Annotated in this window: 21 protein-coding genes; 12 read left to right on the top strand and 9 right to left on the bottom strand. The window is 53.9% G+C overall.

Translation table 11 applies throughout. The annotated features are described in order from the left end of the window. Nucleotides 1-134 precede the first annotated feature (134 nt). From ycgZ to K5Y30_RS03970, 3 genes are all read left to right on the top strand, one after another. Nucleotides 135-380, top strand: a complete 246-nt coding sequence (ycgZ, locus tag K5Y30_RS03980; protein ID WP_007891089.1) for a regulatory protein YcgZ — start codon at nt 135-137, stop codon at nt 378-380. Between the two features lie 120 nt (nt 381-500). Next, entirely contained in the window at nt 501-791 is a 291-nt protein-coding gene (locus tag K5Y30_RS03975; RefSeq protein WP_101760744.1) for a hypothetical protein, read from the top strand. A 62-nt stretch (nt 792-853) separates the two neighbouring features. After that, nucleotides 854-1,120, top strand: coding sequence for a biofilm development regulator YmgB/AriR family protein (locus tag K5Y30_RS03970; RefSeq protein ID WP_101760743.1), 267 nt, complete (start codon nt 854-856; stop codon nt 1,118-1,120). A 34-nt stretch (nt 1,121-1,154) separates the two neighbouring features. Here K5Y30_RS03970 and K5Y30_RS03965 read toward each other — a convergent pair whose 3' ends face one another. The 6 genes from K5Y30_RS03965 to K5Y30_RS03940 all read right to left on the bottom strand — a co-directional run bounded on the left by K5Y30_RS03965 (nt 1,155) and on the right by K5Y30_RS03940 (nt 5,459). Continuing rightward, the gene (locus K5Y30_RS03965) at nt 1,155-1,415 is read right to left on the bottom strand and encodes a hypothetical protein (RefSeq protein WP_101761031.1); all 261 of its coding nucleotides are present in this window, start codon (nt 1,413-1,415) and stop codon (nt 1,155-1,157) included. Between the two features lie 95 nt (nt 1,416-1,510). Further along, the gene (locus tag K5Y30_RS03960; RefSeq protein ID WP_101760742.1) at nt 1,511-2,320 is read right to left on the bottom strand and encodes a hypothetical protein; all 810 of its coding nucleotides are present in this window, start codon (nt 2,318-2,320) and stop codon (nt 1,511-1,513) included. Continuing rightward, nucleotides 2,321-2,518: a hypothetical protein gene (locus K5Y30_RS03955; RefSeq protein WP_222210910.1), complete on the bottom strand. Its 198-nt coding sequence runs from the start codon at nt 2,516-2,518 to the stop codon at nt 2,321-2,323. It abuts the gene before it with no gap. A 133-nt stretch (nt 2,519-2,651) separates the two neighbouring features. Beyond that, nucleotides 2,652-3,530: a manganese catalase family protein gene (locus K5Y30_RS03950; RefSeq protein ID WP_101760741.1), complete on the bottom strand. Its 879-nt coding sequence runs from the start codon at nt 3,528-3,530 to the stop codon at nt 2,652-2,654. Nucleotides 3,531-3,852: 322 nt separating this feature from the next. Further along, the gene (fucO, locus tag K5Y30_RS03945; protein WP_110865988.1) at nt 3,853-5,004 is read right to left on the bottom strand and encodes a lactaldehyde reductase; all 1,152 of its coding nucleotides are present in this window, start codon (nt 5,002-5,004) and stop codon (nt 3,853-3,855) included. Between the two features lie 161 nt (nt 5,005-5,165). Beyond that, entirely contained in the window at nt 5,166-5,459 is a 294-nt protein-coding gene (locus K5Y30_RS03940) for a hypothetical protein (protein ID WP_218168224.1), read from the bottom strand. Nucleotides 5,460-5,998: 539 nt separating this feature from the next. On the opposite strand from K5Y30_RS03940, the gene otsB reads away from it, so the two are divergent. From otsB to K5Y30_RS03895, 9 genes are all read left to right on the top strand, one after another. After that, nucleotides 5,999-6,787 carry a trehalose-phosphatase gene (gene otsB / locus K5Y30_RS03935; protein WP_222210540.1) on the top strand — a complete coding sequence of 263 codons (789 nt, stop codon included), beginning with the start codon at nt 5,999-6,001 and terminating at the stop codon, nt 6,785-6,787. After that, entirely contained in the window at nt 6,784-8,223 is a 1,440-nt protein-coding gene (otsA, locus tag K5Y30_RS03930; RefSeq protein ID WP_222210539.1) for an alpha,alpha-trehalose-phosphate synthase, read from the top strand. The genes otsB and otsA overlap by 4 nt, the downstream gene beginning before the upstream one ends. A 1,058-nt stretch (nt 8,224-9,281) precedes the next feature. Continuing rightward, nucleotides 9,282-9,632 (top strand): flagellar transcriptional regulator FlhD, encoded by a 351-nt coding sequence (gene flhD, locus K5Y30_RS03925; protein WP_008102850.1) that lies wholly within the window; start codon nt 9,282-9,284, stop codon nt 9,630-9,632. Next, nucleotides 9,632-10,210: a flagellar transcriptional regulator FlhC gene (flhC, locus tag K5Y30_RS03920; protein WP_110865989.1), complete on the top strand. Its 579-nt coding sequence runs from the start codon at nt 9,632-9,634 to the stop codon at nt 10,208-10,210. Before flhD ends, flhC begins: the two co-directional genes overlap by 1 nt. A 132-nt stretch (nt 10,211-10,342) precedes the next feature. Then, the gene (motA, locus tag K5Y30_RS03915) at nt 10,343-11,230 is read left to right on the top strand and encodes a flagellar motor stator protein MotA (protein ID WP_007891047.1); all 888 of its coding nucleotides are present in this window, start codon (nt 10,343-10,345) and stop codon (nt 11,228-11,230) included. Next, nucleotides 11,227-12,258, top strand: a complete 1,032-nt coding sequence (motB, locus tag K5Y30_RS03910) for a flagellar motor protein MotB (RefSeq protein ID WP_222210538.1) — start codon at nt 11,227-11,229, stop codon at nt 12,256-12,258. The genes motA and motB overlap by 4 nt, the downstream gene beginning before the upstream one ends. Nucleotides 12,259-12,268: 10 nt before the next feature. Beyond that, entirely contained in the window at nt 12,269-14,239 is a 1,971-nt protein-coding gene (cheA, locus tag K5Y30_RS03905; RefSeq protein WP_222182888.1) for a chemotaxis protein CheA, read from the top strand. A gap of 22 nt (nt 14,240-14,261) precedes the next feature. Beyond that, nucleotides 14,262-14,759 (top strand): chemotaxis protein CheW, encoded by a 498-nt coding sequence (gene cheW / locus K5Y30_RS03900; protein WP_008102858.1) that lies wholly within the window; start codon nt 14,262-14,264, stop codon nt 14,757-14,759. 169 nt (nt 14,760-14,928) lie between these two features. After that, complete coding sequence (locus K5Y30_RS03895; RefSeq protein ID WP_222210537.1) at nt 14,929-16,608, top strand: methyl-accepting chemotaxis protein; 1,680 nt, start codon at nt 14,929-14,931, stop codon at nt 16,606-16,608. A gap of 224 nt (nt 16,609-16,832) precedes the next feature. On the opposite strand, the gene K5Y30_RS03890 is transcribed toward K5Y30_RS03895, so the two are convergent. The 3 genes from K5Y30_RS03890 to K5Y30_RS03880 are packed head-to-tail and all read right to left on the bottom strand — an operon-like array spanning nt 16,833 to nt 20,928. Beyond that, a complete protein-coding gene (locus K5Y30_RS03890; protein WP_222181864.1) occupies nt 16,833-17,798 on the bottom strand; it encodes a spore coat U domain-containing protein in 966 nt (321 codons plus the stop codon). Beyond that, on the bottom strand, nt 17,795-20,230 hold the full coding sequence (locus K5Y30_RS03885; RefSeq protein WP_255606558.1) for a fimbria/pilus outer membrane usher protein: 2,436 nt from the start codon (nt 20,228-20,230) through the stop codon (nt 17,795-17,797). The genes K5Y30_RS03890 and K5Y30_RS03885 overlap by 4 nt, the downstream gene beginning before the upstream one ends. Continuing rightward, nucleotides 20,230-20,928 (bottom strand): molecular chaperone, encoded by a 699-nt coding sequence (locus K5Y30_RS03880; RefSeq protein ID WP_222210908.1) that lies wholly within the window; start codon nt 20,926-20,928, stop codon nt 20,230-20,232. The genes K5Y30_RS03885 and K5Y30_RS03880 overlap by 1 nt, the downstream gene beginning before the upstream one ends. Nucleotides 20,929-20,945 lie beyond the last annotated feature (17 nt).

Raw genomic sequence — 20,945 nt, 5'->3', positions numbered from 1 at the left:
AATTCACACTTCTTAGCACTTTTTGCAACAAAACCTGCCTGATATCTTGAGTAAGCTCCTTGTACAGCTTTTTGCTATCTGTACAACTTTACTTAGGTCAAATGATCTAACTTTTTCATTTATTGGGGTCAATTATGCGTCAGAACGGATACACGCCGAGTTCAGTCGAGGCCATTGCCAACTATTTCAGCAAAGCGTCGCTGCCATCGCAGCAGGAAACCTTGGGTCAGATCGTGGTTGAAATCTTACGCGAAGGCCGTAACCTCAACCGCAAATCGCTATGCACCAAGCTGCTGCGCAGACTGGAACTGGCCGCCAATGCTGAAGAAGAGCATCACTATCATCAGCTGATTGGCTTGTTATTTGAACGTGAAAGCTGAGAGCCAGTCAGACGTCAAACTTGTACAAGTATTAAAATTTTACTCTGAATACGCTCCCACACTGGTTTCGCCCCGCACCGGGGCGAAGCGGCGGTCAGAGATTCGTTATGAAAATTCGTTATGAATAGAAGTGAACACCAGAAAATAATCGATGAAATTATTGGCGAAGCGGCGCTGGCGCTGTTGCAACGTACGGGCCCGGTCAATACGCAAGCGCTGTTGAATCAGCTGATGCTGATGAAGCAGCAGAGCAATGACGAAGAGCAGCGTGCAGCGATTACTGCCGCCATCACCGATGTACGCAACAGTATTTCGGCGGGAAAAAAGCTGCGCGAAGAGCAGCCGCAAAGCGACAACGTTCTTCAGCTGTTTGGTAACAACCAACAGTCTGGTAACAATCGTAAACATTGACTGATTGGCTCGCATTTAGGCACTGTAAATTCGAGCGTAGATACAATCACGGGACTGGAATCATGTCGGAAAATCACAACCTCTACGCTGCACTGCCTGACACCGAACTGGCAGAGCATTTTCGCAATGCAGACAGTACGTTAAGAAACGAAGCTGCCGTATTGGATAGGGTTATCCGCCACGTGCTGGCCACCGAAGGGCGCGTCAGTAATAAATCGATTATTCTCTGTTTGATTATGGCGCTGGAAACCGCAGAAGGTGATGCTGAAGCTGATGTGCTGCGCAAAACACTGGAAATTGTGGTGGGTTACACGCCTGACGACGCCTGATATTCCTCTCTGTCCCCCGCGCGGGGACAATGAATTAATCCTTTCTGGCGAGAGCTAATCGGCGCTTCGCTTTGCCAATATTAATTCTGTGCAACCAGGTGCGAAACTGTTTTAACTGGACGTGTGAAGCGACATCAGTTGAAAGCGTGCAAATATACAGCTGGCTTTGGGTATGATTATTAGTGCCGGTCGCGTAAATTTCGCTTTTATTATCACGCTGTTGCAGTTCAATTCCCGTGAAGTGTAAATTCCCCCACAGCTGTAAAGTGTCCTCGAACTTTTTAAAGTCCATCATGATGCCCTTATTATTTTGACTTATTATGGAATGTTGCTGGCTCCGTGCAACATAAAGCAATTGCACGATTAAGCCAGCATCTTTGAATAGTAAATTTAGGGATAGTCGCGTTTGGGCGCGGATTTTCGCATCCACTTGCGTTTATTACCGCTTTGCTTATCCATCGCTAATGCGCTGGCGCTGGCCGGATCAAACAGCGACAAACTCTCTATTTGATGCACCATAATCACTTTACGAAACTCAAGGGCACTTTTAGGTGCGGACGAGAAATCAATGTTGTGATTGTGGTACCACAGACTGTAATTATGCTCGATCGCCAGATTGAGCGTGCGTGAATCACGATAGCCGCTCAGCATCGGGATCAACACAATGTTGGCAGTGTTTGGATATTCAAAGGTCGCCGCGTGAATCATGCCGATATAGATACGGCGCGATTTCAGTGTGACCCACGCCAGCTCGCCTTCTTCCATACATTGCAATAGCAACTGTTCAATGCCGTTGGAGCGGGAAAGGCGTTGATACAACTCCTTGCGTCCACCGGCGTTGAGCCGGGCGCTGACCGCCCAGTTGGAGCGATACATACAGAACAGGATGGCAAAGGCCAGCATCAGCACCACCGGGGCCTGAATGCCTAAAAAGCTCCACGTCATGAAATCGACGTTCCAGTGCACATTCTCCGCCGAGGTCAGCGCAAACGCATTGTTCACGCCCGATGCGGCCAGCAGAATCAGCCAGATAATCGCGGTGGCCAGCACGCCTTGCAGCACAAATATGCAGCCATACAGCGCAATGAGAAAATAGACATCCCAGCCAAAGGAACGCTTAATTTTTAAACGGCTCGACATGTCGCGGCTGGTATACCAATAGCCGCAAACCATCATCACCATAAATATCGCCGTGCCCATTTAAATATCCTTTAATATGCTGACATGATGGGCAAAATCGCGCTGCACTTCAGGACTCAACGCATTAACCGAAGCGTTACCATCTTCATCAATAATAATTCTGTCGCCTTCCTCAATCGATTCCTGAATGTCCTGGCGCGTCATGACTTGCACTAATGACTCCGGGCTACCGAACAGGGAAGTTAAAAAACCAAACATCATCAAGCCATCCTTATTATTTATGCCAGCGTCAACTATGGCACATCCCTCAACAACCCAGCCGCGTAACTGAAATGAAAGGGCGTTTTCCGGATTAATCTGCCAGGTCGCCGTTTAGGGCGACCTGTGATAATTACTGATTGGTAAGCGGCGTTTTACTGCCGGGTTCCGCGCCGGTAATCGGATTGGTATCGGGCTGTGAAGCGGTGCGTGTTGCCAGCGTATCCAGATCGCTCAGCTGTTTTGACGGCAGCGTCACGCTGGCGGAGCCATCACCGCCATCCACTGCGGGCTGCGGGTCGGCGACATAGTCGAAGTTCTCATCCGAATTCCAGCTACCGCGAATATCGTCACCCTGAGACATGTTGTAGTAGGTGTGCGCATACTTCTCGATCGGCGGCAGTTTGCCCGGTGGGAAGTTGTTGTGGATGGAGTAGAGCGCTTTTTCAAACGACAGCTGATGCGCCACTTCGCGCGTCATCAGGAAGCCTAGCGCATCTTTCACGCCCACGTCATCGGTGAGGTTGATCAGGCGTTCGTAGAGGATTTTGGCGCGCGCTTCGGCCGCGATGTTGGAGCGCAGATCCGCTGTCACTTCGCCAATGGTATCAATGTAAGCCGCTGTCCAGGGCACGCCCGCGGAGTTGGTTAATGCCGGGCCGCCGCCGTACAGAATCGATGTCAGATGGCTGTCATTGCCCGCGCCGGTAATGGAGCGATAAAGATCGCCTTGCTCTTCGCTGCCTTCCGCCAGTTCGCCTTTGGCACCTTTATTCAGCATGCCAACCAGCGAACCGATAATTTCCAGATGGCTCAACTCTTCAGTCGCGATATCCATCAGCATCTCGCGACGACCCGCATCTTCATCACTTAAGCCCTGCATGAAATAGCGCATCGCAGCGGCTAATTCGCCCTGCGGACCACCAAACTGCTCGAGTAATAAATTGGCCAGACCGGGATTGGGCGCATTAACGCGCACGGTATATTGCAACTGCTTTACGTGTCGAAACATAGCTCACCTCAAAAAATAAAATAAACGGAGAAAGGGAATTAATTCTGATGTTTAAAAATAAATAACGATAAGAAATGGAGGAGGGAAGGAGTGAATTTAGCCTTGTACTCATCAACTGCATGCCGCCTCATTAATACTAAGCGGGCATCCCATTGCTGCAAGCGCACCGGGTTAAATTAATTTTATTTTAAGCCGCGAGATAAATATTATTTTAAAGGGTGAATGTTGGCATGAATTAAATAAGCGCGTCGTTCTGGTGCGCATAAATGCGCACCTACAAAACACGTCGGTCGCCATTAATGGTGACCTTGTTAACGCCTAATCAGAACAACTCACGATACAGCGCAGCGATCATCGTCACGCTGCACTCCCGCGGATTGCCCGGCGTACACACATCGGCGAAAGCTGCGGTGGCAAGCGCATCCACATCCTGCTCCTGCATGCCGATATCACGTAGTCTGAGCGGAATACCGATATCGTGGTTTAGGGTGATCACCGCATCAATGGCCAGCGCACGGGCATCGGCTAATGAACAGCTATAGGCACCTTCCATGCCCAGCGCATGGGCGATATCGCGGTACTTCTCGCCGGTATGCTCGGCATTGAACGCCATGATATGCGGCAGCAGAACCGCATTGGCGATGCCGTGCGGCGTGCCATAAAACGCGCCCAGCGGATGCGCCATACCGTGCACCAGACCCAAGCCAACATTCGAGAAGCCCATTCCGGCGATGTACTGACCGAGCGCCATATCCGCCACGCCCGCAGGCACGCCTTTAACCGAATCACGCAGCGAGCGGCCAATAATTTCAATCGCTTTGAGATGGAACATGTCGGTAAGTTCCCACGCGCCGCGCGTGATGTAGCCTTCAATGGCGTGCGTCAGCGCATCGACGCCGGTCGCCGCTTTCAGGCTGGCAGGCATGCTGGCCATCATGTCGGGATCGATAATGGCAATCGCCGGGATATCGTGCGGGTCGTAGCAGACGAACTTGCGCTTCTTCTCTTCATCGGTGATGACGTAATTGATGGTCACTTCCGCTGCGGTGCCGGAAGTGGTCGGCACCGCAATGATCGGTACGGAGGGATTGCGCGTGGCGGCGCCGCCTTCCAGCATGCGCACGTCACTGAACTCGGGATTGGCAATCATCATGCCGATGGCTTTACAGGTATCCTGCGGCGAGCCGCCGCCCACCGCGATCAGATAATCGGCACCCGAACGACGAAAAGCCTCGACGCCCGCATGCACCACCTCAACGGTAGGATTGGGGATCACCTCATCATAGATGGCGAAACTGAGGTCGTGTTGCGCCAGCAGATCGGTGATGCGGGTGGCGACAGAAAACTTGATCAAATCCTTGTCGGTCACCACCAACGCTTTGTTAAAACCGCGTTTGTGAATCTCATCGACAATAGAATTAATCGCGCCCGCACCGAAATAGGCGGTCTCATTGAGGATCATTCTGTTAATCATATTAATTACCTTCACGTAGATGCCAGATTTAATTTTTTTCGATTAAATTCATCAAGATAAGAAGATTTAACCGTATCCAGATTTACGTGGTAATGACGATATAGATATTGCGTTGCCTCAATAAAATCGCGGTTTCCATTGAGTGAAATAAATGGAAGGAATCATGATCCTAAACGCATAGTCTCGGCACGCTTCGCCGTGTCGTAGACATATTGCAGCATCGGTTCCAGATCGGTGTCGGGCCCGGAGCTGATGATCTTGGCGCGCAGCCACTCAATCTCGCTGGTGATATCCGGCGGGAAAATGGTGTTATTCTGCGCATTACGCAGCCATTTCAGCAGGAAGTTATTCTTGCCGCGCACGCCGCCAGATTTCTTCGTTTTGGCGTTGATTTTCAGGGCGACCAGAATGCAGTAATAGAAGTGAACGCGTTGGCTGTAGCTTTGCGGGATCATCTTCGCTCACCTGCCGCGACAAGTGAAAAATGTGATGTCGATCGGTTTTCCATTATCCGGATTCCTGCCTGAATGGGTCTAACAGCCGTGATCAATGCCGATCAGGGCGCTATTTCCGCGCTGTAGCCGCACGGTAAACGCACCATATGATAATCCTCGCGGCGGATGCAAGTCGGCATAATCCGGGAATTGAGGCGGGAGAAGGGCGTCATCAACGCTAAAAAAATAAGCGAAGCGGCTGAAAAAGCGCTGAGGCAATTCTTTTGCGGCATAAGGCCTAAAACGGCCACTTATCCTATAGCCAGGCCGCGCGTATCTGGCAATATCGTGATCTGCGTCTACACTTAATTCTGACGATGTTCGCAGTCAGCCTGGCGAGTGAGTTTAAATGATGTTTGTTTGTGGAGAGTTATCTATCGAAATTCCGTGTTATCTGCAAAACCTCCTCGCACACACTTCGGCGGTAGTAACCGCCTCGATCGCCCAGCCAGCCCCCGAACATCCTGTAATGACAAATTCCACCAGACAGGAGAAGAGTCGTGACCCCCGCGGTTAATCAGAACAGCACCTTGCCGTCGTTAAGTGGCGGACTCTATGCCTTCTTTTTTGATGTCGACGGCACGCTGGCAGCGATTCAGTCGCAGCCCGAGTCGGTCTCCATTCCCGCCTCGGTACGCCAGCTCCTGCAACAAATTTCCAATCTCAGCCACGGCGCATTAGCGCTGGTTTCCGGCCGTCCGATTGCGCAACTCGATGCCTTAGTGGCACCACTTGAAGCCCCGGCCGCAGGTGTGCACGGTGCAGAACGCCGCGATGCGGCGGGCCGCGTGCATCGCCACAGCTTGCCGGGTGATATTGCGCAAACGCTGCAAACTGAACTGCAGCAGACGCTGGATCAGTGGCCCGATACGCTATTAGAAGTGAAAGGCATGGCATTTGCGCTGCACTATCGCAATGCGCCGCAGTACGAAAACGCCATTATGCAGCTGGCCGAAGACGCCGTTGCACGCTTTCCCGAGCTGGCGCTTCAGCCAGGTAAATGCGTGGTGGAACTGAAGCCGCAAGGCATCGATAAAGGCGCTGCCGTACGTGAGTTCATGCAGGAAGCACCCTTTGCCGGACGCATTCCGGTATTTGTGGGAGACGACCTGACAGATGAAAAAGGATTCCTCGTGGTAAATGCCATGCAGGGGATCTCTGTCAAAGTCGGTGAAGGGGCCAGCCATGCACGCTATCGCCTCAACAGCGTTGAGGCCGTATGGCACTGGCTTGAACAACTATTATTACAACTAGAACATGACAATGTTGGTAAGGAGTTTAGGTTATGAGTCGTTTAGTCATCGTATCTAACCGTATCGCGATCCCCGATGGTAGCAAGGCCAGCGCAGGCGGGCTTGCTGTCGGTATTTTAGATGCACTGCGAGATACCGGTGGATTATGGTTTGGCTGGAACGGAGAGATCAGCGAATTCTCGGGTGAAGAAGAGGATGAAGAACTTACGCAGATCGAAAAAGACGGCATCACCTATGCGTCACTGCCGCTTAATCAAAACGATTATGATCAATATTATCTCCAGTTCTCCAATACCGTGATTTGGCCGGCGTTCCACTATCGCCTCGATCTGGTGCAGTATCAGCGCGAAGCCTGGGATGGCTACTGCCGCGTCAATACTTTGCTGGCGCAGCGCCTTAAACCGCTGCTGAAGCCCGACGATATTCTGTGGATCCACGATTATCATCTGCTGCCGTTTGCCGCCGAGCTGCGCAAACAGGGCATTAATAACCGCATCGGATTCTTCCTGCATATCCCGTTCCCGACGCCAGAGATCTTCAATGCTCTGCCGCCGCATCAGGAGCTGCTGGAGATGCTGTGCGACTACGATCTGCTGGGCTTCCAGACAGAATCTGACCGCGTAGCTTTCCTTGATAGCCTGAGCCAGCTGACGCAGCTGCAGAATAAAGGAGAGAAGAAGCATCGTGCCTTCGGTAACACCTTTATGACTGAGGTCTATCCGATTGGTATTGAGCCGGACACCATTAAAGAGATGGCGGAAGGACCGCTGCCACCGAAAATGGCGGCGATGAAACGCGATTTGGGCGATCTGCAGAATATCATTGCCTGTGAGCGCCTGGATTACTCTAAAGGATTGCCGGAGCGTTTCCTGGCCTTCGAAGCCCTGCTGGAGAATTTCCCGCAGCACCGCGGCAAAATTCGCTACTCGCAAATTGCGCCCACCTCGCGCGGCGATGTGCAGGCTTATCAGGACATCCGTCACCAGCTGGAAACGGAAGCGGGGCGCATCAACGGTAAATACGGCACGCTGGGCTGGACGCCGCTCTATTACCTCAATCAGCACTTTGATCGTCGTCTGTTAATGAAGATCTTCCGTCTCACCAACGTCGGCTTGATTACGCCGCTGCGTGACGGCATGAATCTGGTGGCGAAAGAGTATGTAGCAGCACAGGACCCGGATAACCCTGGCGTGTTGGTGTTGTCCCGCTTTGCTGGTGCGGCCAATGAGCTGACTTCCGCGCTGATCGTCAATCCGTACGATCGTGATGACGTGGCGGCGGCGCTCGATCGCGCGTTGACCATGCCGCGTACCGAACGTATCTCGCGTTATAACGACATGATGGCGGTGTTGCGCAAACAGGATATTTCACACTGGCGTGAAAGCTTCCTGAAAGATTTAAATACTTTGCCGGTACGCAGTGACGATCACGGTACGGTAAATAAAGTCGCCACCTTTCCAAAATTAGCGTAACGCGCACCATACCAGTAGGGTCGCCATTTATGGCGACCTTATTTTTCAAAAACTCCCGGCCATTCATGACAACCTCATCAGCCAAAATTCCCCGCTATTAGGCGACCTATCGCTACCGCACTGCACAGCGTTTTCACGCGCCACTGTAACTTCACGAAATCGATTTCATTTCTTAAAGCGCTAATGCGCTGACTCATCAGCAAAAAGCGCACGATTTGGTTAAAAAGCACACAAGCGAAAGGCAAAAAGAGCTTTTTTTCCTCGCAACCCTAAAGATCCCAGGTGGTGCGCCGATAGTCATCGTGGAGCAAACCGAAAAATGCCTATTCATTCATTTCTCTAATGTAACGCCCTGTTACATCCCCTGCCATGCGCTAAACACTCCCTACAATCCACTAACAGTTCCCTGGCGCTCTGCGCCCAGACTTCACGCTTCGCTAGCGTCTCGCTTTACGGCACATGGGCAATATTCCCTGTAAGTGATTAATTTAGAAGCGAATAGTTTCGTGCTAATTCAGAGTATTATGCTGCATATAATCCTTTATATGGCGTGTTATAGCACCCTAATTGCCATAGAACAGATAACTGATCGCGTTGTAATGACAATCTTCCGCACAGCCTAAAATCCGCCTTACTTCAGCAAAATATTAAGGAAATAATCATAAATCGCGCAAAAAATGGACAACAGAAAAGCGATGCTGAAGGTTTAGAGAAAAAATTTGCCTTAAAAGTGTGACGTAGATCACACTTTATCTAAAATTTCGCGCCACTCACGTTGTATGTCGAAATCAGACAATATAGATTTGCCTTGTTTTCAGATTAGTCTTAAAAAACTGTAAGCAGACGTCACGGAAGATGGTTACAACTCAAGCAAAGAATGGCCTGGAGTTTTGATTACTACAGATCAGTGTCCTGACGAAAAGTGCAACAGTCAGGAGCACGTTGGCTCAAGCCTGATTATTTTTTGCCATCTTTAGATTTACCAACCAGCAGCCCGAACCATAGAACAATTTAATTCTGTGGCCGTATATGTGTCGCGTCTATCAGGATGGAAAAAAATGGGTACATCAGAATTACTAAAACATATATATGACATCAATCTGTCATATTTGCTTCTTGCTCAGCGTTTAATTAACCAGGAAAAAGCTTCAGCAATGTTTCGTTTAGGCATCGATGAATCGATGGCGGATGCATTGTCGCAATTAACTTTACCTGAGATGGTAAAATTAGCGGAAACCAACCAACTGGTTTGCCAGTTCCGATTTACCGATCACAACCATATTAATCGCCTGACTCAAGAGTCACGTGTGGATGACTTACAGCAAATCCACACCGGTATTTTATTATCCAGCCGTCTCCTGCGAAATGCGTCTAAAGATGACGTCTCTGCGAAGAAGAGGGCCGTTTAATGACCGAAAAAAGTATTGTTCAGGAAGCGCGTGATATTCAGCTGGCCATGGAGCTGATTACATTGGGCGCACGACTGCAAATGCTGGAGAGTGAAACTCAGCTGAGCCGTGGTCGCCTGATTAAACTCTATAAAGAGTTGCGTGGTGCGCCACCACCGAAAGGTATGCTGCCATTCTCTACCGATTGGTTCATGACCTGGGAACAAAATATCCACTCTTCTATGTTCTGTAACGCCTGGCAGTTCTTGCTGAAAACCGGCTTGAACAGTGGCGTTGAAGCGGTAATCAAAGCTTATCGCTTGTATCTTGAGCAGTGTCCGCAATCGGACGAGGGCCCGCTGTTGGCGCTAACGCGTGCATGGACCCTGGTGCGATTCGTTGAAAGTGGCATGCTGGAACTGTCTGACTGTAAGTGCTGTGGTGGAAGCTTTATTAACCACGCTCATCAGCCCATCGGCAGCTTTGTCTGCAGCCTGTGCCAGCCGCCATCACGTGCCGTAAAAAGACGTAAACTTTCTGCAGATTCTGCCGATACCTTTCCACAACTGCTGGATGAACAGGTTAAACGCGCCGTTTAAGTTTGTTCGCATCGTGGAAAACATCCAGCAGCGGTTAATACCGCTGCTTTTTTTTTGCCTGCGATAAACGAATAACACCTGCGGCTCTCTGGCTTAACTTCCATCAACACGTTACGGACGTAAGGATTTTTTGTGCTGATAATTCTGGGTTATATCGTGGTCGTCGGCTCCGTGTTGGGCGGCTACGCGATGGTCGGCGGACATTTAGGCGCGCTTTATCAACCGGCGGAGCTGATCATTATCGGCGGTGCCGGTATTGGTGCCTTTTTAGTCGGCAATAATGGCAAATCGATTAAGAAAACATTAAAAGCGCTGCCATTGTTAATGCGCGGCTCGAAATATAACAAAGCCGTATACATGGATTTAATGGCGCTGCTTTATCGCCTGATGGCGAAATCCCGTCAGCAAGGCATGTTGTCATTAGAACGTGACATTGAAGATCCCAGCCAGAGTGAAATTTTCGCTAACTATCCGCGTATTTTGTCCGATAAACAGTTAGTCGATTTTATTACCGATTATTTGCGTTTGATGGTCAGCGGAAATATGAACGCCTTCGAAATTGAAGCGTTGATGGATGAAGAGATTGAGACCTACGAGCACGAGTGTGAAGTCCCCGCGCAAAGTATCTCGGCGGTGGGTGATGGCTTACCGGCTTTCGGTATTGTCGCGGCGGTAATGGGCGTGGTGCACGCACTGGCGTCAGCCGACCGTCCGGCGGCCGAACTGGGTGCGTTAGTGGCCCATGCGATGGTCGGTACCTTCCTCGGAATTTTACTGGCCTACGGCTTTATCTCTCCGCTGGCGTCGGTGCTGCGTCAGAAATGTGCCGAAACCACCAAGATGATGCAGTGCGTGAAGGTGACGTTGCTCTCCAGCCTCAACGGTTACGCCCCGCAAATCGCGGTGGAATTTGGTCGTAAAACGCTTTACTCCGCTGAACGTCCGTCGTTCTCGGAGCTGGAAGAGCACGTGCGTAACGCCAAGAACCCGGCGAAACAAACTTCGGATGAGAATTCATGAAAGCAGGCAATCGCCCCATTGTGCTGGTTAAAAAGCGCAAACATAAAGGTCACCATGGGAGCCACGGTTCGTGGAAGATTGCCTATGCCGACTTTATGACGGCGATGATGGCGTTCTTTATGGTGATGTGGTTGCTCTCCATCTCCAGCCCCAAAGAGTTGGTCCAGATTGCGGAATACTTTAAAACGCCGCTGAAAGTGGCGTTGACCGGCGGTCAGCGCAGCAGCGACAGCGAAAGTCCGATCCCCGGCGGCGGCGATGATCCGACGCAGCAGAAAGGTGAAGTGAAGAAGATTGTCGATATGGATGCGCAGAAGAAGAAGCTGGAGGAGATCCGCCTGAATCGCCTGCGTGAAAAGCTCGACCAGCTGATTGAAGCCGACCCGCGTCTGAAAGCGCTGCGTCCGCATCTGATCATCAACATGGTCGAAGAGGGACTGCGCATTCAGATTATCGATAGCCAGAACCGCCCGATGTTTAAAACCGGCAGCGCGGACGTGGAGCCTTACATGCGCGACATCCTGCGCACTATCGCGCCGGTGCTGAATGATATTCCGAACAAAATCAGCCTCGCGGGTCACACCGATGATTTCCAGTATGCCAACGGCGATCGTGGCTACAGCAACTGGGAACTGTCGGCGGATCGTGCCAATGCCTCACGGCGCGAGCTGGTGATTGGTGGCCTCGACGGCGCCAAAATGCTGCGTGTGGTCGGTATGGCCGACACCATGAAGCTGAAAAACCGTGGTGCTAATGATGCAGTCAACCGCCGCATTAGCCTGCTGGTGTTGAATCACGACACCGAAGCGGCGATTGAAAAAGAGAATGCCGAGAGCGATGCCGTTCAGGTGAGCGACCCGGCGCAAATGATTCCCAACATTACCGCACCCGCTGTACCGGCTGCGTCGACTGCTCCAACAGGTTCCACTGCAACACCGGCTGCGCCGGCTGCTGCAACGGCCCCTGCGGCAGCGGCGACGCCCGCGGCGAGCGTGGTGACACCAGACCAACCCTCACAGCCGAGGTGATCCCGTGAGCATGGACATCAGCGATTTTTACCAGACGTTTTTCGATGAAGCCGATGAGCTGTTAGCGGATATGGAGCAACACCTGTTGGGACTTGATCCCCAGGAGCCCGATTCCGAGCAGTTGAATGCCATCTTCCGCGCCGCCCACTCCATCAAGGGCGGAGCCGGTACGTTTGGCTTTACGGTTTTACAGGAAACCACCCACATCCTGGAAAACATTCTGGATGGTGCGCGCCGCGGCGAGATGCAGCTCAGCACCGATATCATCAACCTGTTTTTGGAAACCAAAGATATTATGCAAGAACAGCTCGATGCCTATAAAACGGCGCAGGAGCCGAATGCAGAAAGCTTTAAATACATCTGCGAAGCGCTGCGTCAGCTGGCACTGGAAGCGAAAGGCATTGCGCCTGAAGCGCCCAAAGTCGCCGAAGTGGTTGAGATCGCAGCACCGGCGGCAGCCGCAGGTCTGCGCCTGCAACTGGTTGACCTGAAAGAGAAAGAGCCGGAGCTGATGCTGGAGGAGCTCGGCAATCTCGGTACCGTCAGCAACGTGGTGAAAGGCGCCAATTCGCTGGAAGTTACCATTGATGGCGTCGGCAAAGATGACATCGTCGCGGTGCTCTGTTTTGTGCTGGATGAAGCACAGATTCACTTCCCGACAGGCACGGCGGCCGTTGCCGACGCCCCGATTGCTGAAGTAGCTGCTGAACCGGTGCAAACCGCCACCGTCACCGATATCACGCCAGCGGTGAAGCGCGAACCTAAACGTGCCGCCGCACCGGCCAAAGGCAGCGAATCCAGCAGCATCCGTGTTGCCGTTGAGAAAGTTGACCAGCTGATTAACCTGGTTGGCGAGCTGGTGATCACCCAATCGATGCTGGCGCAGCGCTCCGGCGCGCTGGATCCGGTAGCGCACGGCGACCTGCTTAACAGCATGGGTCAGCTGGAGCGTAACGCCCGCGATCTGCAGGAATCGGTGATGTCGATTCGTATGATGCCGATGGAGTATGTCTTCAGCCGCTTCCCGCGTCTGGTACGCGATCTGGCCAGCAAGCTGGGCAAAGAAGTGGAACTGACGCTACTCGGCAGCTCAACCGAACTGGATAAGAGCCTGATTGAACGCATCATCGATCCGTTAACGCATCTGGTGCGTAACAGCCTCGATCACGGCATCGAAACCCCGGAAAAACGTCTGGCCGCGAATAAAACCGCCGTCGGCAACCTGACGCTGTCGGCGGAACATCAGGGCGGCAACATCTGCATCGAAGTGATCGATGACGGTGCCGGTCTGAACCGCGAACGTATTCTGGCTAAAGCGCTGTCGTCCGGCCTGCCGGTCAGCGACAGCATGAGCGATGAAGAAGTCGGCATGCTGATCTTCGCGCCGGGCTTCTCCACCGCTGAGCAGGTCACCGACGTGTCGGGACGTGGCGTGGGCATGGACGTGGTGAAACGGAATATTCAGGAGATGGGCGGTCACGTCGAAATCTCCTCGAAGCAGGGCAAGGGCACCACCATTCGCATCCTGCTGCCGCTGACGCTGGCGATCCTCGACGGCATGTCAGTACGCGTCGCTAACGAAGTGTTCATTCTGCCGCTCAACGCGGTAATGGAATCGCTGCAGCCAACCGCAGAAGAGCTGAAACCGCTGGCCGGTGGCGAGCGCGTGCTGGAAGTGCGTGGCGAATATCTGCCGCTGGTAGAACTGTGGAATGTGTTTGAGGTGCAGAACGCCAAAACCGACGCCACGCAAGGCATTGTGGTGATTCTGCAAAGCGCAGGCCGTCGCTATGCGCTGCTGGTCGATCAGCTGATTGGTCAGCATCAGGTGGTAGTGAAAAACCTTGAAAGCAACTATCGCAAAGTGCCGGGCATCTCTGCCGCCACCATTTTGGGCGATGGTAGCGTGGCGCTGATTGTGGATGTCTCAGCACTGCAATCGTTGAACCGTGAAAAGCGTGTGGCCGGTGCCGCAGCGTAATAGATAACGAAAGGGTAAAAAAATGACTGACATGGCAACCGTGACCAAAATCGCTGGCGAAACCGTGGGCCAGGAATTCTTAGTTTTCACACTGGGTGACGAAGAGTACGGCATCGACATTCTGAAAGTGCAGGAGATTCGCGGTTACGATCAGGTAACCCGCATCGCCAACACGCCGGAATTCATCAAAGGCGTCACCAACCTGCGTGGCGTGATCGTGCCGATCATCGACCTGCGCGTGAAGTTCTCGCAGCCGGATGTGGTGTACAACGAGAACACCGTGGTGATCGTGCTGAATCTTGAGCATCGCGTGGTGGGCATCGTCGTTGATGGCGTTTCTGACGTGCTGTCGCTGACGCAAGAGCAGATTCGTCCTTCACCGGAGTTCGCGGTCACCATGTCCACCGAGTACCTGACCGGTCTCGGCGCGCTGGGTGAACGCATGCTGATTCTGGTCGACATCGAAAAGCTGCTGAGCAGCGAAGAGATGGCGCTGGTGGACAACCTGCGTACCGCATAATTCCCGCAACGGGCCGCGCTGCTGCGGCCCGTTATCATCACCTGCGTTAATTAATTCCTTACAAATCAACAATAAAGCCGCGAAAAATCGTTGTAATATCCCTCAATCTTCTCCGCCTTTGGTCGATAACTGATCGGTACGATATTTTCTTCATTTTCCAGGGCAAACTATGTTTACGAGAATCCGCGTTGTCACCAGCTTATTGCTGGTGTTGTTGGTGTTTGGCTTTTTACAGCTGGCATCCGGCTCACTGTTTTTCAAAGCGCTGAGCGATGACAAAAACAGTTTTAACGTTTCACAACTGGCGAGCAAAAACACCGCCGCCATCAACGACGCCTATATGAGCCTCAATCAGAGCCGTGTGGTGTTAACCCGCATTCAGCTGCGCATGGCAACCAGCAAACTGACCGGTACCGAAGCGGATATCGCCGGTTTGTATGGCGACAGCAAAGCCTTCCAGAAAGAGGCCGCCGATAACTACCAGCTGTTTAAAGCTACGCCGGACACGCCGGGACAGGATGCCGCGCTCAACAAACGTCTCGATCAAACCTATACCGCCTATGCCAGCGCGCTGGGCCAGATGCAGGATGCGCTGGTGGCAAAAGATCTCGATCAGGCGGCTAAAGTGCCGGTTGCGCCGAGTCAAAATGCCTTCCTGAAAGAGTATCGCCAATGGCGTGCCGATCAGGATCGCCTGACCGCGGCGGGCGTCGAAGCCAACAGCTCAGCCTACGATCACATGATCTGGCTGTTGACGGCGGTATTGGCGATTGTGGTGGCGGTGATTGTGCTGTGCTGGTTCGGCATGCGCAAAATCCTCATCAAGCCGCTGAACGACAACATTCAGCATATTCAGCACATTGCGCAGGGCGATTTGACGCAGAGCATCGCGGTCGAGGGACGCAATGAAATGAGTCAGCTGGCGGAAAGCCTGCATGAGATGCAGCAGTCGCTGGTGCGCACGGTAAGTGATGTGCGTGACGGTTCGGACGCCATTTTTACCGGAGCGAGCGAAATCTCTGCGGGCAACAACGATCTCTCGGCACGTACCGAAGAGCAGGCGGCTTCACTGGAGCAGACCGCCGCCAGCATGGAACAGCTGACCGCCACCGTGAAGCAGAACGCCGAAAACGCGCGTCAGGCGTCGCAGCTGGCGTTGAGTGCTTCCGAAACCGCGCAGAAGGGCGGTGACGTGGTGCAAGGCGTGGTGCGCACTATGAGCGACATCGCCGGCAGTTCGAAGAAGATCGCCGACATCACCAGCGTGATCGACGGCATTGCTTTCCAGACCAATATTCTGGCACTGAATGCGGCGGTAGAAGCGGCGCGCGCCGGTGAACAGGGCCGTGGATTTGCGGTGGTCGCGGGTGAAGTCCGTAATCTGGCCCAGCGCAGTGCGCAGGCGGCGAAAGAGATTAAAGGGCTGATTGAAGATTCCGTCAGCCGCGTCAACAGCGGATCTGAACTGGTCGGCACCGCTGGCGAGACCATGAGCGATATCGTTAATGCGGTCACGCGCGTCACCGACATCATGGGCGAAATTGCCTCGGCGTCGGATGAGCAGAGCCGTGGAATTGATCAGGTTGGCCAGGCGGTGACGGAGATGGATCGCGTGACGCAGCAGAACGCCTCGCTGGTGGAAGAGTCTGCGGCGGCGGCGGCTTCACTGGAAGAGCAGGCGAGTCGCCTGAGCCAGTCGGTGGCGGTGTTCCGCGTACCGCGCGCGACACACGCGCAGCCGCAGACCAGAAGCGGCGTGCGTCATCCACAGATCGCCCCACCCACGCTCGGCGCACCGCGTAAAGCGCTGACCGCTGCGGCGGGAGAGGGTAACTGGGAGACGTTTTAAGTTTCGGCGTTCGTATAAAATAGAGTTGCGGCATCTGATTTGCGGCCATCCAATATTTACTGGAAGGCCGCTACGTTTACAGGCTTACCGCATGTCGATATGTCGTTGTTGCCCCAGCCTTTCGCGTAGGGGCTACCGTCCGCCGCATTTACAGTGAATACTGCGCTTCATCTCTCCCGCTGATGGCAGATGCCTGAGATGAGGAACCGCGCGCGCGAATTCATTTAAAACGACACATCCACCACCACGCTATCAGTATAATTCCCCGCCGCGGGCGTATTCTGCGTCGTCAAAATCTGCGCCGTATAGGTAAAGTTGCGCGTCACGGTATCCACATTCAGCGATGTCGAGGTGTTGCTGCTCCAGCGATCGGTGCCGGTCGGCCCCCAGCGCGAAGTCGTGGTAGTGCCTTTGTAAATATCATACGCCAAACGGTTAGTTCCGCTCGCCATCTGCCGCGTGGTTCCGCTGTAGTAGCTGCCGTTGCTTAGTCCCACGGTGTAAGTGCTGCCTTTTGAACACACCACGTTAATCGTCTGCTGCACGGTTGAGAACGTCCCTACCAGCGGCGCACTGCCGAAACTGACGTTCGGCGCGGTGATGGTGGTGCAATCATTGGTAACCACCAGATTCACGGTCATCGGCATCGCCGTACCGGTGCTGGACTGCACCGTTCCCACACACAATCCTGCCACGTTCAACCCGGCGCACACCGTATAACTCACGGTAATGGTAATGGTGGTGGTATAGGTGCCGGCGGCGATCACCTGGCCGGGTACGGTGCGGAAGTAGAGCGGAATGTTGAAATTGAGGGTGTTTCCCAGTGCCAGCAGCGAGGCGGAACTCCAGCGATAGCTGCCGCCCTGCTGTAATTCGGTGGCGCAGGCGCTGTCGATACACAGCTGAATCGGAATGTTATCGGTGCCGCCGCTGGCGGTTTTCAACACGGCGCGCGTACCGCTGAGGTTTGAGGCGGTGCTAAAAGCGTAGGTGATGTTATCGGAGCCCAACAGCGAAAGCGTCCCCGAGCCGCAGTTGACGTTAGTGGTGCTTGAGGTGTTATTCACCGTTGAAGCGACGGAAAACGTGGTAACCGATCCGAACGTGGCGGCGGGGGCCGATAAGCTACACAACGCATAGCTGGTTCCCGGCAGTAAAAACAGCGCCAGCAGGAGCAGAAGCTTTCTCATGGTGAAATCCCTGATGGTGAATTATCCGCGCTGCTCACCGCAGAGCCTTGCGGCGGCGGTGGCAGCGGGCAGGTAAGCGGTCCGTAGGTTTCCAGTGCTTTTGGCTGGCCGTCGGCGATGTCCAGTTGCGTATCGCAGCTGCGACCATCTGGCGTCACCACATGAATCGGGTTATTAGCCCCGAGATCTTCCATCCACACAATGCCGTCCCAGCCGACATATTCGGTGGCCTGATTCGGGCGTAGCACCTGGCTGGAAATCGGCAGCGGCTGATGATTGCTGTCATGCAGTACCACGCTGGCGGCGCGCAGACGCTCCACCGGGAAGTTGAGCAGATAGCCGCTCTTACGCTTCACCGCAAAGCGTTGTTCAACCTTCGGCGCGGTGCGATCGGCGGGCAGGTCCAGCGTATTGATGTCGTATTTGGCGCCGTAATAGCTGCTGATCGATGGCACCAGCAGATAGCCTTGTTTATCGGTGCGGCCCATCGTCTGGTTCTCATAACGCACCGTGACATCCGGATAATCGGTTTTCACTACCACGAAGGCATCGTTAATGTCGTTGGCAGCGAACACGCGGTTATCCATCAATACCACCGAGCCGGTAAAATCGGCCCATTGCGTGGTGTTGTCGTTATCGCCGTAGAAACCGGCTGAGGTATCAATTTTGTTATTGCGATAACGCAGACTGGCCTGACGATAATCGCCACTGTCGCTGCCCTGATTAGCCCAGGCCGCATCCCAGGAGAAGCCACCGTCGGTTGGCATCGCGCGCGACACATACAGACGCTGGCTGTTATTGCCCTCCTGATCGCGTTCCGTGCTTACCGAGGCGCTGCTCTGTTCGCCGAAAGGGATGATCAGCGAAATGGCGCCGCTCCAGTTGCCCTGATCCTGAACGCGGCTGGCGGAGATATACAGGCTGCTGTTGCCCCACAGATTTTTACTCCACGACAGATTTAATAAACGGGTGCGGTCACCGTTGCCGCCGGAGATATCAAAATAAGCCAGGCCAAGGCTGCCGTAGTCACTTAGCGACACGCTGGCGGTGTATTGCGCGCTGCGTCGCGCCAGCGAGTAACTGGTGTTCGCGCTGTCGCCACGGCTGCCGACCAGCGCGAGATTACCGAAATCGACGCTGCGAATGATGTGCTGGGTTCCCAGGCTGAACCAACTATTGTTGTACTGATAGCCCCAGCTGTATTGCGTGCCGGGATTACCGTCCATCTGGCTCTGCGCCAGCGCGCCATTCACCACGCCAAAACTGCCGAGCTTCACCAATCCACCCGCGCCGCCCATCGCCACGCTGTCGCTGCCTTCCGCATGGCTCTCCAGCGTCAGCCAGTCGTTTAGCCCGTAGCGATAAGAGACGCTGGCCGCCGCCGCGCCGTAATCAAAATTGTTTATGCCGTAATTTTCGCGAATTGCACCGGCGGAAACTGAGTAATCGGATAACCCGGTTTTCAGCAAACTGCTGGAGACGTAAAACGGCAGCGTGGTGGTGACTTGTCGGCCCACCGCATCGGTGGTGGTGATCACCGCATCGCCTGCGCCGTTGACGAAAGGAACGTTAGTCAGCGACCACGGACCGGGTTGCACGTCGGCCTGTGTGCTGCGATAACCGTTGATGAACAGATCGACCGAAGAGGGCACTGCCGCCTGGCCGGAAAAGGCGGGCAGCGGATAGGTCACCAGATCCGGCCGTACGCTGAAGTCGCGGCCAATCTGCACGCCACCCAGCCGCACGCTGTTGCTCCAGCTCAGCGCATCGGTGACCAAATCCCCGGCGCGCCAGCTGATCGCCGCGTTCTCATTTTCGTTACTGAACCAGGTATCGTAGCGGATATAGCCTTCCTGCTGACCGGCAACGCCACCTTCCAGTTGCTGCACGTAGACGCCGTTGGTGGAAAACTGACCAGCCGGGCCAAACAAGCGCAGTTCGTTCCAGCTGGAGAGACGCGAACCGGCGTTATCGGTACGCGTAGCGTAGAAGTCATAGTTGAGCAGGGCGCCGTTGCTGGCACGGCCAGGAAAGCGGGGCGCGTTTTGCAACTGACCAATGGTTTGACCCGGCAGCCAGGCGGGTGGCACCGTCAATAACAGGCGCTGGCGTCGTTCGTCATACTCCACTTTCGCTCCGCTGAGTTGATTGACATCGATCTGCTGGCCTTGCAGTTTCTCGGCCGGAATACCGGCGCGTTGCAGATCGCCGCGTCGCAGCCAGAAATCGCCATTCTTACGTTCAACCGGTACGATGTCGCCCCGTTCGCCCTGATTCACCACCAGTTCCAGCATGTATTGTTGACCGCTGGCGTTATTCTGCAGCGCAGGCGGCGGTGGCAGTTCGGAGAAGGTTTCCGCACTGCTACTCATCGGACTGATACAAAGCACGCTGGCAACGGCCAGCGCGCAGGGATGCGGCGTTAACGTCATCAACGCGCGGCAGCGCTGCTCCAGTGACCTTTATTCATGTCTGCAGACAGCTCACCGCTCACGCTGCGGGTTAACGGCCAGCGATTACTGCTGTTGGCCAGCACATAGCCAAATAAACCATTGCCCATTTTGCGTCCGCCAATGGTGACGTTACTCAAACGCGCGTGACCGTTACCGCGATTGGTCAGCTCCAGCCAGCGTTTGCCGCCGCTGTTTACTTCCTGCCAGCTCAGCTGCGGTTTTGCCGTGTCACGCGTGACGCCGTTGCCGTAGATGAACAGCGGTACCGAATAGCGCATCTGGAAAGTCAGTCCGGCCTGATTCTCACCCGGCGTGCGCGGCGTAGGAATCTCATCCAATACCACGCGATAGGACATTTCACGTCCGGCTTCAGGTGGCGTTTGCTTAATTAAACGCACCAGCTGCTTTTGCCCTGGCTCAAGTCGCACCATTGGCGGGCTCGCCACCACTTGCTGCTGGGTTTGATACTGCTCCTGACCGTTGACCTGCTGCCAGCTGAAGATGCGCACCTGCATCATGGTGGTGGCGTTACCACGATTTTCCAGCCACAGCTCGCTGGCTTTATCTTGCGGATCAATCGCCGGATCGATCGGCCACACCATCAGTGAATTGGCGGCCTGTACCACAGGCGTTAGTGCCACACATAACAACAGAATCAAGGCGCGCAGGTTCATCATCATTCATCCTTCTTATT

The sequence above is a fragment of the Pantoea sp. DY-5 genome (assembly GCF_019795955.1).
Taxonomy (GTDB): Bacteria; Pseudomonadota; Gammaproteobacteria; order Enterobacterales; family Enterobacteriaceae; genus Pantoea; species Pantoea leporis.
Note: the sequence above shows the minus strand (reverse complement) of the source record. Positions and strands in the feature narration are given on the sequence as shown.

Excerpts from the sequence above, each read along its gene's own strand:
- ycgZ (WP_007891089.1), top strand. The coding sequence starts at position 135 with ATGCGTCAGAACGGATACACGCCGAGTTCAGTCGAGGCCATTGCCAAC.
- K5Y30_RS03975 (WP_101760744.1), top strand. The coding sequence starts at position 501 with ATGAATAGAAGTGAACACCAGAAAATAATCGATGAAATTATTGGCGAA.
- K5Y30_RS03970 (WP_101760743.1), top strand. The coding sequence starts at position 854 with ATGTCGGAAAATCACAACCTCTACGCTGCACTGCCTGACACCGAACTG.
- K5Y30_RS03965 (WP_101761031.1), bottom strand. The coding sequence starts at position 1,415 with ATGATGGACTTTAAAAAGTTCGAGGACACTTTACAGCTGTGGGGGAAT.
- K5Y30_RS03960 (WP_101760742.1), bottom strand. The coding sequence starts at position 2,320 with ATGGGCACGGCGATATTTATGGTGATGATGGTTTGCGGCTATTGGTAT.
- K5Y30_RS03955 (WP_222210910.1), bottom strand. The coding sequence starts at position 2,518 with ATGTTTGGTTTTTTAACTTCCCTGTTCGGTAGCCCGGAGTCATTAGTG.
- K5Y30_RS03950 (WP_101760741.1), bottom strand. The coding sequence starts at position 3,530 with ATGTTTCGACACGTAAAGCAGTTGCAATATACCGTGCGCGTTAATGCG.
- fucO (WP_110865988.1), bottom strand. The coding sequence starts at position 5,004 with ATGATTAACAGAATGATCCTCAATGAGACCGCCTATTTCGGTGCGGGC.
- K5Y30_RS03940 (WP_218168224.1), bottom strand. The coding sequence starts at position 5,459 with ATGATCCCGCAAAGCTACAGCCAACGCGTTCACTTCTATTACTGCATT.
- otsA (WP_222210539.1), top strand. The coding sequence starts at position 6,784 with ATGAGTCGTTTAGTCATCGTATCTAACCGTATCGCGATCCCCGATGGT.
- flhD (WP_008102850.1), top strand. The coding sequence starts at position 9,282 with ATGGGTACATCAGAATTACTAAAACATATATATGACATCAATCTGTCA.
- flhC (WP_110865989.1), top strand. The coding sequence starts at position 9,632 with ATGACCGAAAAAAGTATTGTTCAGGAAGCGCGTGATATTCAGCTGGCC.
- motB (WP_222210538.1), top strand. The coding sequence starts at position 11,227 with ATGAAAGCAGGCAATCGCCCCATTGTGCTGGTTAAAAAGCGCAAACAT.
- cheA (WP_222182888.1), top strand. The coding sequence starts at position 12,269 with ATGGACATCAGCGATTTTTACCAGACGTTTTTCGATGAAGCCGATGAG.
- cheW (WP_008102858.1), top strand. The coding sequence starts at position 14,262 with ATGACTGACATGGCAACCGTGACCAAAATCGCTGGCGAAACCGTGGGC.
- K5Y30_RS03895 (WP_222210537.1), top strand. The coding sequence starts at position 14,929 with ATGTTTACGAGAATCCGCGTTGTCACCAGCTTATTGCTGGTGTTGTTG.
- K5Y30_RS03890 (WP_222181864.1), bottom strand. The coding sequence starts at position 17,798 with ATGAGAAAGCTTCTGCTCCTGCTGGCGCTGTTTTTACTGCCGGGAACC.
- K5Y30_RS03885 (WP_255606558.1), bottom strand. The coding sequence starts at position 20,230 with ATGACGTTAACGCCGCATCCCTGCGCGCTGGCCGTTGCCAGCGTGCTT.
- K5Y30_RS03880 (WP_222210908.1), bottom strand. The coding sequence starts at position 20,928 with ATGATGAACCTGCGCGCCTTGATTCTGTTGTTATGTGTGGCACTAACG.